This window comes from Microbacterium sp. Be9 (assembly GCF_011754135.1).
Taxonomy (GTDB): Bacteria; Actinomycetota; Actinomycetes; order Actinomycetales; family Microbacteriaceae; genus Microbacterium; species Microbacterium maritypicum_A.
Genome location: NZ_WNWT01000004.1, coordinates 394,963 through 407,457, shown reverse-complemented (window position 1 = coordinate 407,457; position 12,495 = coordinate 394,963). Strand labels below are relative to the sequence as shown.

The 12,495-nt window shown below is 69.1% G+C and carries 10 protein-coding genes; 7 read left to right on the top strand and 3 right to left on the bottom strand.

Going from position 1 to position 12,495, the window contains the following annotated elements; genetic code table 11:
• Positions 1 to 12: 12 nt before the first annotated feature.
• The 4 genes from GLO27_RS06145 (at position 13) to GLO27_RS06130 (ending at position 5,211) form a co-directional block, all read left to right on the top strand.
• Entirely contained in the window at positions 13 to 594 is a 582-nt protein-coding gene (locus tag GLO27_RS06145; protein ID WP_021200668.1) for a DUF3000 domain-containing protein, read from the top strand.
• Entirely contained in the window at positions 587 to 1,780 is a 1,194-nt protein-coding gene (locus tag GLO27_RS06140) for an HRDC domain-containing protein (protein ID WP_031207679.1), read from the top strand. Before GLO27_RS06145 ends, GLO27_RS06140 begins: the two co-directional genes overlap by 8 nt.
• Before the next feature lie 72 nt (positions 1,781 to 1,852).
• Positions 1,853 to 3,058 carry a thiolase family protein gene (locus tag GLO27_RS06135; RefSeq protein ID WP_167254048.1) on the top strand — a complete coding sequence of 402 codons (1,206 nt, stop codon included), beginning with the start codon at positions 1,853 to 1,855 and terminating at the stop codon, positions 3,056 to 3,058.
• An 8-nt stretch (positions 3,059 to 3,066) separates the two neighbouring features.
• Positions 3,067 to 5,211, top strand: a complete 2,145-nt coding sequence (locus tag GLO27_RS06130) for a 3-hydroxyacyl-CoA dehydrogenase NAD-binding domain-containing protein (RefSeq protein ID WP_031207681.1) — start codon at positions 3,067 to 3,069, stop codon at positions 5,209 to 5,211.
• A 214-nt stretch (positions 5,212 to 5,425) separates the two neighbouring features.
• Here GLO27_RS06130 and GLO27_RS06125 read toward each other — a convergent pair whose 3' ends face one another.
• The 3 genes from GLO27_RS06125 to GLO27_RS06115 are packed head-to-tail and all read right to left on the bottom strand — an operon-like array spanning position 5,426 to position 9,579.
• Entirely contained in the window at positions 5,426 to 7,057 is a 1,632-nt protein-coding gene (locus GLO27_RS06125) for a GMC family oxidoreductase (protein ID WP_167254045.1), read from the bottom strand.
• A complete protein-coding gene (locus tag GLO27_RS06120) occupies positions 7,050 to 7,955 on the bottom strand; it encodes a YegS/Rv2252/BmrU family lipid kinase (RefSeq protein ID WP_167254043.1) in 906 nt (301 codons plus the stop codon). Before GLO27_RS06120 ends, GLO27_RS06125 begins: the two co-directional genes overlap by 8 nt.
• Before the next feature lies 1 nt (position 7,956).
• A complete protein-coding gene (locus tag GLO27_RS06115) occupies positions 7,957 to 9,579 on the bottom strand; it encodes an FAD-binding oxidoreductase (RefSeq protein WP_235045239.1) in 1,623 nt (540 codons plus the stop codon).
• Positions 9,580 to 9,599: 20 nt separating this feature from the next.
• On the opposite strand from GLO27_RS06115, the gene GLO27_RS06110 reads away from it, so the two are divergent.
• The 3 genes from GLO27_RS06110 to GLO27_RS06100 all read left to right on the top strand — a co-directional run bounded on the left by GLO27_RS06110 (position 9,600) and on the right by GLO27_RS06100 (position 12,479).
• Positions 9,600 to 10,178, top strand: coding sequence for a TetR/AcrR family transcriptional regulator (locus tag GLO27_RS06110; protein ID WP_029265312.1), 579 nt, complete (start codon positions 9,600 to 9,602; stop codon positions 10,176 to 10,178).
• Complete coding sequence (locus GLO27_RS06105; RefSeq protein WP_167254041.1) at positions 10,175 to 11,626, top strand: glycerol-3-phosphate dehydrogenase/oxidase; 1,452 nt, start codon at positions 10,175 to 10,177, stop codon at positions 11,624 to 11,626. The genes GLO27_RS06110 and GLO27_RS06105 overlap by 4 nt, the downstream gene beginning before the upstream one ends.
• 157 nt (positions 11,627 to 11,783) lie before the next feature.
• Positions 11,784 to 12,479, top strand: coding sequence for an SPFH domain-containing protein (locus GLO27_RS06100; RefSeq protein ID WP_167254039.1), 696 nt, complete (start codon positions 11,784 to 11,786; stop codon positions 12,477 to 12,479).
• The last annotated feature ends 16 nt before the right edge of the window (positions 12,480 to 12,495 follow it).

The window sequence follows — 12,495 nt, the reverse complement described above, 5'->3', positions numbered from 1 at the left end:
TAGCCTGTTGCCGTGACCGCACACCCCGAGGCCGGGACGCCTTTCGAGAGCGCCGTGGCCGAACTGCGCGAGACCGAGTTCCGCGATGACATCACGGTGCGCGAGATCGCCACGCCACAGGGCCTCGCGCCTTTCGCCATCGCCCTCGCCGCCGACGTGCGCCCGGAGGGTGACGGCGAGTCCGTGTACGGCACCGGCCGGTTCGTCCTGCTGCACGATCCGGACGAGCCGGGAGCCTGGGGAGGCTCGTGGCGCATCGTCATCTTCGCGCAGGCGCCGCTCGAGACCGAGATCGGCACCGATCCGCTTCTCGCCGACGTGACGTGGTCATGGCTGGTCGATGCTCTCGACTCGCGCCAAGCGGTCTATCACTCGGAATCGGGCACGTCGACGAAGACGCTGTCGAAGGGATTCGGCGGGCTCGCCGTCGAAGGAGACGGCGCCCAGATAGAATTGCGGGCGTCCTGGACTCCGGAGGGCCCGTTCCGACCGCACGTCGAAGCATGGGCCGAGCTGGTCGGAATGCTGGCGGGGCTTCCGCCCGGCTCCGAGGGCATCGCCGTGATCGGCGCGCGAAAGGCTGTACGTGACTGAATACTCCGTGATCTCGGATGCCGAGGAGTTCCGCGCAGCCTGCGCCGTGCTCGCCGCCGGTACCGGACCCGTCGCCGTGGACGTCGAGCGGGCGTCCGGCTTCCGCTATTCGCAGCGCGCCTATCTGGTGCAGGTGTTCCGTCGCGAGGCCGGCGTCTTCCTCTTCGACCCGCCGGCGATCGGCGATTTCGCACCTCTCCAGGAGGCGATCGGTGACGTGGAGTGGGTGCTCCACGCGGCGAGCCAGGACCTGCCGTCCCTTCGCGAACTGCGCCTCGAACCGCCGGTGATCTTCGACACCGAGCTCGCCTCGCGCCTGCTCGGCCACGAGCGTGTCGGCCTCGGTGCCGTCGTCGAGGACACGCTGGGCATCATGCTCAAGAAGGAGCACTCCGCCGCCGACTGGTCGACACGCCCGCTCCCCGATTCCTGGCTCGAGTACGCCGCCCTCGACGTGCTGCACCTGATCGACGTCCGCGACGTCCTCGTTCTCGAGCTCGAAGAGCAGGGCAAGACCGAGTTCGCCGCCGAGGAGTTCGCCGCCACCCTCGCCCGCGCTCCCAAACCGCCGCGCGAAGATCCCTGGCGCCGCCTCAGCGGCCTGCACCAAGTGCGTGGAGCCCGGAACCTCGCCGTCGCCCGTGCCCTCTGGCAGGCACGCGAAGCGTACGCGCAGGAGCAGGATGTCTCCCCCGGACGACTCGTGCCCGACCGCTCCCTGGTGGCGGCGGTGCTGGCGAACCCGCAGTCGAAGCAGGCGCTGGCCGGCCTCAAGGAGTTCCAGGGCCGCGCGAGCCGCACGCAGCTCGACCGCTGGTGGCAGGCGATCGTCGAAGGCAGGGCGTCGGAAGAGCTTCCCCGCGAACGCGTTCCGAGCGACACCCTTCCGCCCCCTCGCGCGTGGGCTGACCGGAATCCCGAGGCGGATGCACGACTCAAGGCCGCCCGTCCGGTCGTGGAGGCCGTCGCCGAGGAGCTGGGCATGCCCACCGAGAACCTCCTCACTCCGGAGCACCTGCGCCGCGTGGCCTGGGACCTGCCCGGTGAAACCCCCGAGGCGATCGCGGACGCGTTGGCAGCGCTGGGTGCCCGACCCTGGCAGATTGCACAGACCGCACAGAAGATCGCTGCCGCCTTTGTAGAGGCGGCGCAAACGCCCGACACGACGCCCGCACCGGCTTCGTAGGTTCGACCCAACCGATTCCTCCCCGTTTCGCGGGCTTCATAGACTGAGGCCACGCACTAACTTGGAGGCAGAGTGGCCGAGATCTCGGACGTCTTCTTCGTCGATGGAGTACGCACCCCCTTCGGGCGCGCCGGCGAAAAAGGCATGTACTGGAACACCCGCGCAGATGACCTCGCCGTGAAGGCGACCATCGGCCTGATGGAGCGCAACGCCGCCGTCCCGGCAGACCGCATCGATGACGTCGCGATCGCCGCGACGAGCCAGACCGGCGACCAGGGGCTGACGCTCGGACGCTCGGTGGCGATCCTCGCCGGGCTTCCGCAGACCGTGCCCGGCCTCGCGGTCGAGCGCATGTGCGCCGGCGCCATGACGAGCGTCACGACCATGGGAGCCTCGATCGGCGTCGGCATGTACGACTTCGCCCTCGCTGGCGGTGTCGAGCACATGGGTCATCACCCGATCGGTGGCAACGCGGATCCGAACCCGCGCTTCGTCGCCGAGAAGATGGTCGACCCCGGTGCACTCAACATGGGCGTCACCGCCGAGCGCATCTTCGACCGGTTCCCGCACCTGACCAAGGAGCGCTCCGACCGGTTCGGCATGCTGAGCCAGCACAAGGTGCAGGCGGCGTACGACGCCGGCAAGATCCAGCCCGACCTCGTGTCGGTCGCCACCAGGGGTGCCGACGGCGCCTGGGGTCTCGCGACCGAAGACGAGGGCCGTCGCCCGCAGACGACGATGGAAGACCTCGCGGCCCTCAAGACTCCCTTCCGTCCGCACGGGCGTGTCACGGCCGGCACCTCCTCCCCCCTCACCGACGGCGCCACGATGTCGCTGCTCGCCGGAGGTGGCGCGGTGAAGGAGTTCGGACTCGCGCCGAAGATGCGGATGGTCTCGTTCGCGTTCGCCGGCGTGCAGCCGGAGATCATGGGCATCGGACCGATTCCGTCGACCGAGAAGGCGCTCAAGAAGGCCGGACTGACGATCGCCGACATCGGGCTGTTCGAACTCAACGAGGCGTTCGCCATCCAGGTGATCTCGCTGCTCGACCACTTCGGCATCGCCGATGACGATCCCCGCGTCAACCAGTGGGGTGGCGCGATCGCGCTCGGACACCCGCTCGCGGCATCCGGTGTGCGTCTGATGATCCAGCTCGCCGCGCAGTTCGCCGAGCGTCCGGACGTCCGCTACGGTCTGACCGCCATGTGCGTCGGTCTCGGTCAGGGCGGTTCGGTCATCTGGGAGAACCCGCACTACGACGGCAAGAAGAAGAAGTGAGCGCGAACGTGACCAACTACGACGAGATCGACTTCTCCCCCATCCAGGCACTCACCGAGGGCGAGGTCATCACGCAGTCGCCGGTGCGCGACATCCGTCTCGCGTCCGGCAAGGTGCTCGCCCTGATCACGCTCGACAACGGCCGTGACCACACGCGACCGAACACGCTCGGTCCCGCGACGCTGACGCAGCTGGGCGAGACGCTCGACGGCCTCAAGGCGCGAGCCGCGGCCGGCGAGATCCAGGCTGTCGGCATCACCGGCAAGCAGTACATCCTCGCGGCCGGCGCCGACCTGTCCGACATCAGCAAGGTCGGATCGCGCGACAACGCCCGCCTGATCGCGCAGCTCGGACACAAGGTCCTCGGCACGCTCAGCGACCTCGGCGTGCCGTCGTTCGCCTTCGTGAACGGCCTCGCCCTGGGCGGCGGCCTGGAGATCGCGCTGAACTCCAGCTACCGCACCGTCGACTCCTCTGCTGCGGCGGTGGCACTGCCCGAGGTCTTCCTCGGCATCATCCCCGGTTGGGGCGGCGCCTACCTGCTGCCGAACCTGATCGGCATCGAGAACGCCCTCGAGGTCGTCATCTCCAACCCGCTCAAGCAGAACCGGATGCTGAAGCCGCAGCAGGCGTTCGACCTGGGCATCTTCGACGCGATCTTCCCCGCGGCGAACTACCTCGAGAACTCGCTGGCCTGGGCGGATGCCGTCCTGGGTGGCAAGAAGGTCGAGCGCAAGAACGAGCCCGGCAAGATCGAGCGTCTCACCAAGTGGCCGATCGCCATCAAGATGGCGCGCGGGATGCTGGAGTCGAAGATCGGCACCATGCCGAAGTCGCCGTATGCGGCCCTCGACCTGCTCGACAAGGCCAAGGGCGGCACCAAGGCCGAAGGCTTCGCCCGCGAGGACGAGGCACTCGCCGAACTCGTCACGGGCGACCAGTTCGCAGCATCCATGTACGCCTTCGACCTCGTGCAGAAGCGCGCGAAGCGACCGGTCGGAGCTCCCGACAAGGCGCTCGCGAAGAAGGTCACCAAGGTCGGCATCATCGGCGCCGGTCTCATGGCGAGCCAGTTCGCACTGCTCTTCGTGCGCAAGCTCCAGGTGCCCGTGCTCATCACCGACCTGGATCAGGCACGCGTCGACAAGGGCGTCGCCTACATCCACGAGGAGATCGGCAAGCTCGAAGCGAAGGGACGCCTGGACTCCGATTCGGCGAACAAGCTGCGCGCGCTCGTCACCGGCACCACCGACAAGAGCCTGTACGCGGACTGCGACTTCGTGATCGAGGCCGTGTTCGAAGAGGTCGGGGTCAAGCAGCAGGTGTTCGGCGAGATCGAGAAGATCATCGCCGAGGACGCGATCCTCGCGACCAACACGTCGTCGCTCTCCGTCGAGGAGATCGGATCGAAGCTCGCTCACCCCGAGCGCCTGGTCGGCTTCCACTTCTTCAACCCTGTCGCGGTGATGCCGCTGATCGAGATCGTGAAGACACCGGCGACGGACGATGCCGCTCTGTCGACGGCGTTCGTGGTCGCGAAGAACCTCGGAAAGAACGCGGTCCTCACCGCCGACGCCCCCGGCTTCGTCGTGAACCGACTGCTCGCCAAGGTCATGGGCGAGGCGGCTCGCGCCGTCTACGAGGGCACCCCCATCGCCGATGTCGAGAAGGCCTTCGGCCCGCTCGGCCTGCCGATGGGCCCGTTCCAGCTGATCGACCTCGTCGGCTGGAAGGTCGCCGCCCACGTGCAGGACACGATGGTGAAGGCCTTCCCCGACCGCTTCTACGCCAACGAGAACTTCCATGCGCTCGCGGAGCTCGACACCGTCGTGGAGAAGGACAAGGGCGGGCGCGTCATCGGCTGGAGCAAGCAGGCGGAGAAGGTTCTGAAGCCCGCCGTCGGCAAGAACCCCGCAACGGCGGCGACGATCCTCCAGCGGGTGCAGGACGGTCTGGCGCAGGAGATCAAGCTGATGCTCGACGAGGGCGTCGTGCCCGAGGTCGAGGACATCGACCTGTGCCTGATCCTCGGCGCCGGCTGGCCGTTCATCGACGGTGGTGCTTCACCGTACCTCGACCGTGAGGGAGCCTCGGAGCGGGCCTTCGGCGGCTCGTTCCACACCCCGCAGATCCGCGGCGTCGAGAGCCGCTGATCGTCGGACGCCATCCCGCGAAGCGCTCCACAGGATTCCTGGCGAATCCGGTGGAGCGCTTCGTCGTCCGCCGCATAAGCACGCACACCTCCGAGCCGCACATCGCGCTGCCGCTCCCTGGCGTGAGCCCCGTCGGCGTGGCCCACTGCCGGCGCTGGCCGGCGTCGTGGGCCCTGCATGATGCCCCTGCGCCGCAGGCCCCGATCGCCGAGACTCAGCTCGCGGGCTGAGCCGGTCGGGGGTCTTCGTCACCACGTCGAGGCCAGTACGACAGCGCCCGTTCGGCCAGCGCGGTGATCGTGAGCGAGGGGTTCACGCCGGGATTCGCGGGAACGGCAGCCCCGTCGACGACGTGCAGGCCGGGGTGTCCCCAGACCCGGTGATATGTGTCGACGACCCCTTCCGCGGGCGACGCCGAGATCACCGCACCGCCGAGGAAGTGCGCCGTGAGCGGGATGCCGAACACCTCCGGCCCGGATCCGCGTGCGGCCGCAGACACCCCGCCGTCCGCCTCGACCCGCGCGGCGATCGCCGCAGCAGCCGTATGGGCTTGGGGCAGATAGCTCGGGTTCGGCTCCCCGTGTCCCTGCGCACTCGTCATCACGAGGCGACCGAAGCGGCGGCGCAGCGAGAGGGTGAGCGAATTGTCCGCCGTCTGCATCACCAGCGCGATGATTCCACGCTCGCTCCAACGGCGGAGACTCCCGAGCCGCCACTGTCTCACCGGTGAGCGGAGCACCTGCGCGACCAGACGGCGCAGCCGCACCCCGAGCGGCCGACCGCCGGGGACGATGACGGTCGCGAGCGCGCCCATCAGGTTCGATCCCGGACCGTAGCGGACGTTCTCGACGTGCGTGCGATCGTCTATGTGGAACGAGGTCGTGATCGCGACGCCCCGGGCGAGCTCGAGCGATTCCGGGACGCTCGTGGCGACCGCGCCGTCCAGCGCCTCGGAGTTGGTTCGGGTCAGCTGCCCCACGGCGTCGGAGACCTGCGGCAGCGCCCCGGACGCCTTCATACGGTGCAGCAGCTGCTGCGTACCCCAGGTGCCGGCGGCCAGCACCACCTGCCGGGCGGTCACGGTTCTCCGCTCATGCCGGAACCAGGCTCCGCTGCGCTGCGTCGTCACCGCGAACCCACCCCCGGGGAGCTCCCGCACCTCGCTCACCGTTCGCAGCGCCTCGATCGCGACCCCTCGGCGCTCCGCGAGAGCCAGGTAGTTCTTCATGAGCGTGTTCTTCGCGCCGACGCGGCAGCCCACCATGCAGTTGCCGCAGAGGGTGCAACCGGTGCGATCAGGGCCCTCACCGCCGAAGAACGGATCCGGCGTGCGCTCCCCCGGCTTCCCGAACCAGACCCCGACGGGCGCGTGGCGGAACGTCGCACCGACGCCGAGGTCGTCCGCGGCGCCGGCCATGATCCGCTCCACCGGACCCGTGTGCGGGTAGCGCTCCACGACGCCGAGCATCCGCTTCGCCGTGGCATAGTGGGGTGCCAACTCGGACTCCCAGTCCGCGATGCCCTGCCACTGGGGGTCCGCGAAGAAGGCCGCCCCCGGCTGGTACAGCGTGTTCGCGTAGTTGAGTGATCCGCCACCCACCCCGGCGCCCGCCAGAATCATCACGTGCGGCAGTCGGTGGATGCGCTGCACACCGTAACAGCCGAGCACTGGTGCCCACAGGTACCGGCGGACGTTCCAGTTGGTCTTCGCGAAGTCATCGTCCTCGAAGCGGCGACCCGCCTCGTAGACGCGGACGCGGTAGCCCTTCTCCGCAAGTCGCAGAGCGGCCACGGAACCTCCGAATCCGGAACCCACGACCACGACATCCTCGTCGAACTCAGTCATCGCTCCCCTTCGGCACCATCATCGTGAGCGCGCCCGGCAGCACCGCGATGGTGCACTCATCCTCGCCGATCCGCTCGCCGTCGGCATAGACCACCAGGCCGGTGGCCGACACCGTGACGGACCGTGCACGACGATGCGCCACCTCGTCGCGCGCGAGATGCGTCCCGCGGAGCAGCAGGGGGAAGAGACGAAGCAGGCGCAGCCGGCCCAACGGGGCGACATGGACGATGTCGAGGAGCCCGTCGTCGGGGACGGCCCCGGCGCAGATCGGCATCCCGCCGCCGTAGCTGGAGGTGCTGCCGGCCGCGATCAGCGTACCCGGCTCGCTTCTCGGCGGCTCGCCATCGATGGCGAGGGTGAACTCCATGGGACGCAGCCGCACGAGTTCGATCAGCAGGGCGAGGTAATAGCGAGGCGCACCGTGCGGCCAGCGGAGCCGGTTGGTGCGATCGCTGACCTTCGCGTCGAAACCCAGCGCCGCGATGGTCAGGAATTTCCTGCTGCCCTTCCCGGTGCGGACCACGCCGACGTCGATCGACCGGGGCACGCCCGTGAGAGCGAGTTCGGCGGCAGCCCGTGCGTCCCTGCGTGGGAGTCCGAGAGCGCGGGCGAGGTCGTTCCCGGTCCCGGCCGCGACCAGCACCACGGGGACCGATGCCGCACATACCGTGTCGAGCACACCGGACAGTGTGCCATCACCACCGACGACGACCAGCGCTCGCGGATCGTCTGCCACGGCCGCGACCGCGAGCCGTGCGGTGTCTTCTGCGGATCCTCCCGCATAGGCCCGCACCTCGACACCACGATCACGAAGATGCAGAACAGCAGCTTCCGCCGCTCGCCCGCCCCGCCCTTTGCCGGAGAACGGATTCGCGAGCACGGCGATGTGCTCGGCCATGTCAGAGCGTCCGCTCGATGGGGATCACAGCACCCGGGTTGAGGATGCCCGACGGATCGAGTTCGCGCTTGATCGCACGGAGGATACGGACGCCCGTCTCGCCGATCTCCGCACGGAGCCAGGGCGCATGATCCCTGCCGACCGCGTGGTGATGGCTGATGGTCCCCCCCGACGCGACGATCGCATCGTTGACGCGCGCCTTCACGACTTCCCACACACCGAGCGGGTCCGAACGGATGCCGGCGAGCACGGTGAAGTACAGGGAAGCCCCGGTCGGGTAGATGTGGGAGACGTGGCACATGATGTACGACTTCGCCCCGGCGTCGGCGAAGCCGTCTTTGAGTGCAGAGTCGACCGCCGAACGCAGTGTCTGCAGGTTCGACCATGTGGTCGCGGTCTCGAGCGTCTCGCAGAAGACACCGGCGTCGAGCAGCGAATCCCGCAGGTAGGGGCCGTCGAACCGACCTTTCAGCCAGTCCTCCGCTGCCCCTTCACCTGCCGAGACTCCGCCGGCCGCAGCGAGCTGGATGCTGGCGCGGGCACGCCGCTCGGCGATACCGTCACCTTCGTACACGGTCACCACGCTGGCGCCCTTCGCGAGAGCCCTGCCGATCTTGCCGACCTGCGCGAGACTCACCGCCGTCTCCGCTTCGTCGGAGAGCCGGATGACGGTGGGGCCGTCGCCCTGCTGCGCGACCCGCCGCAGCCCCTCGGCGCCGCTGGTGAAGTCGGGGAAGGACCAGGATTCGAACACGCGGTCGCGCGGGATCCGATGCACCCGCACCCGTACCTCGGTGATCACGCCGAAGATGCCCTCGGAGCCGAGGAACACCCTGATCAGGTCTGGCCCTGCGGCGGAACCGGGCGAGCGCCCGAGCTCGATGTCGCCGGTCGGCGTCGCCACTCTGATCCCGGTCACCATCGTGTCGAAGCGCCCGTTGCCCGCCGAGTTCTGTCCCGAAGACCGGGCCGCCGCGAATCCGCCGATCGTGGCGTAGCGGAAGCTCTGAGGGAAGTGGCCGAGTTCGAAGCCGTGCGCGGACAGCGCTGCTTCCGCCTCCGGGCCTGTCGTCCCCGCCGCGAACAGGGCTTCGCCGCTGAACTCATCCAGCCGGATCAGACCGCTGAGACGTCGCAGGTCGAGGCTCACGACCGCGTGATGCGCGCCCCGGTCGGGGTCCAGTGCGCCGACGACACTAGTGCCGCCCCCGAAGGGGATCACCGCGATCCCTCGCGCGACCGCGATGTCGAGGCACGCGCGCACCTCGTCGTGATCGGCAGGACGGAGGACGGCATCCGGCGCCTCCTGACGCACCTCGCGACGACGGAGGAGGTCGGGTGTCGAACGCCCACCTGCGTGGCGGATGCGTGCCTCGGCGGCATCATCGATGTTCGTCGGGCCGAGCGCGGCGCTGAATGCCGCATGATCCTCAGCGGTCAAGCGCGGCGGATCGAGCTGCACGTGCCCGAGCTCGATCGCCGGTCCGGGCTTGCGCACTCGCCCCAGCAGCATCGGCAGCAGCGCGCGCACCGCCAGGGGCAGGTCCTTCGCCTTGGCCGGATCACCCCAGCCGTTCCATCTCATCGACGGGTCCGCATCGACCCTGCCACTGTCTTGGCCCATGCGTTACAGTGTGACACATCATGGAAGAACGTCAACCACAATGGGATGCGACACAGACGCGGATCCTCGACGCGGCCGACGCGCTGATCGAGCGTCGCGGCGTGCACGGCGTCACCATCGCCGAGCTCGCCCGTCGCGCCGATCTCAGTCGCCCCACGATCTACCGCAACTGGAGCGATGCCGATGATGTCGTCCGCGCCGCGCTGCTGCGGCGCGTCGACGGCATCCTGGGCACCTTCCCCGCGGAAGCGCGCACCCGGACGGTCCTCGTCGACGACGTCCTCCATTTCACGACGCTCTTCCGCAATGACACCCTCTACGGGCGTCTGCTCGCCGATGAACCCGAAGCCTTCACCCGCTACACGCTGCAGCGGGTGGGATCGAGTCAGCGCTTGATCCTCGACTGGCTCGCCACGGCGATCGGCACCGCACAGGCCGACGGCTCGGTCAGATCGGGACCACCGCAGGAGATCGCGGTCATGCTGCTGCTCATCGCACAGTCCGCGGTCCTCTCCCACGGCACCGTGGCAGACCTCATCTCGGAGAACGCGTGGGAGCGCGAACTGCGGGCCGCACTCGACGGGCTGCTCCGCCCATGACCCGGGAGTCATCCGCGCTCAACGTCGCGCGACGGAGGATCGAACTCGCACGCGCAGCCGACGAGACGGTCGACGTCCTCGTCGTCGGGGGCGGTATCACGGGCGTGGGTGTCGCTCTGGACGCCGTCTCGCGCGGGCTTCGTGTGACGCTGATAGAAGCCGAGGATCTCGCCTTCGGGACCAGCCGATTCAGCTCGAAGCTCGTGCACGGCGGCCTGCGCTACCTCGCGACCGGTGACATCGCGACCGCGCGAGAGAGCGCACACGAGCGACATCTCCTGATGACCACGATCGCCCCGCATCTGATCCGCCCGCTCGGACAGCTCCTGCCCTTCTCCCGCGGAGTCACGCTCCGCCAGCGCACTGCGGGCGCCGTCGGGATGGGGCTGGGAGATCTGCTCCGCATGCGCGCGCACACCACCCGTACGACGCTGCCTGCCCCCGCTCTCGTGTCCGCGCGCTCCGCCACCCGCCTGGTGCCTGCGCTCGACCCTCACGGCCTCCGCGGCGGAATGCTGTCCTTCGACGGCCAGCTGGTCGACGACGCGCGGCTCGTGGCGACCGTCGCCCGCACGGCGGCATCTCTTGGCGCTCGCATCCTCACCCGCGCCCGCGCGGTCGTGTTGCGGGAAGACGGCGCATCGGTCGAGGAGACGTCCACGGGCGAGCGGTTCGAGGTCAGAGCCCGCGCCGTCATCAACGCGACCGGCGTCTGGGCCGGTGCGCTCGATCAGACGATCCACGTGCGCCCGAGCCGAGGGACGCACATCGTCCTCGCCGCCGCCGACCTGGGTTCGCCGTCGGCCGCGCTCACCATCCCGCACGAGGGATCGATCAGTCGCTACGTCTTCGCGCTGCCGCAGGCCTTCGGCCGCGTGATCGTCGGCCTCACCGACGAAGACTCCCCCGGTGCCGTGCCGCGTGTCGCCCAACCGACGGAGCCGGAGATCGATTTCCTGCTGCAGAACCTCAATCGCGTGATCGCTGCTCCCCTCGGCCGCGATCGGGTGCGGGGCGCGTTCGCCGGCCTGCGTCCGCTGGTCGACAGCGGGACCGACTCCACCGCCGATATCTCTCGCCGGCATCTGGTGACGGTATCCACCGCCGGATTCGTCACGGTGCTCGGGGGAAAGCTCACCACCTACCGCCGGATGGCCGAGGATGCCGTGGACCTTGCGGGACGCACCCGCGGACTGCAGTCGGGGCCGAGCCGCACGGCGTCGTTGCGCCTCGTCGATCGGTCGGTGCCCGCCTCGGATGACGTGCTCGACGACGCCACGGGCTTGACCGCCGCGGAGGTCGAGTTCGCCGTTCGCACGGAGGGCGCGATGACCGTCGATGACGTCCTCGACAGGCGCACCCGTGTCGGACTCGTGGATGCCGATCGCGCACGCTGCCACGCGGCGGTCGAGAACGTCGTCGCCCGCACTCTCGCCGACCTCGCCTGACCCGCCGCGGCGAATCCTGGCCCGCCGCGGCGAATCCTGAGCGGTGCGTATCCAGCGCACAGCGCCGCGGGTAACGTGCGCGGAACAGCGCATGAACTCCCCCGCCCGACCCGTCCCGAAGGCACCCCGGACCCCGGCGACCCTGCACAGTGGTGACATGGACATGCTCTTCACGATGCTGGGCGGCAAGGGGATGTCGGGTCTGCTGAAGACCGGAACGGCGATCCTCACCACGCTTCTGGTCCTCCCCGCCCTCCTCAAGCTCTTCATCGTCACCGTCGACGAGGGGTGGGCGGCGATCCGGACGCGCAACGGCAAGCCGATCATCCGCAACCGCCCGCAGCGTCGTCCGTGGAACCGCGGCGGGGCCGTCGGAGAAGTCGTCGTTCTGGACCCGGGCTCGCACGGAGCATTCCCGCTGTTCTACTGGTACAAGCTCATCGACGTCCGTTGCCGCGCGACCGATCTGCCCGCGCGAGAGATGAGCGGCGCGAGCGGACACCAGCACCGCGTGCATGCCTCGTTCGAGTGGCGTCCGATACCGACGGGAAGCGATCTTCGGGTGTTCGAGCTCGACGTCGTGAACGTCAAGGAGCGAGCCTCGAACATCGTCGGCGCCGCGCTGAGAGACGTGATCCGTGGGCTCGAGGGAGCCGAGCTGCCGCACAACGACGAGATCAACACCCGAGTGATCGCGGCCAGCGCCGCGGAGGTGCGTCGCGCCTGCGGCGTCGAGCTGGTGCGGGTCATGGTCACCGGCGACGCCCTCACCGACGGTTACCTGCTGTCGACCGCACTCCGAGACGTCGATCGCGGAGCACAGGCCGTCGCCGCGTTGCACGCTCTGAACTGACGCCTGCGCGCAGGGC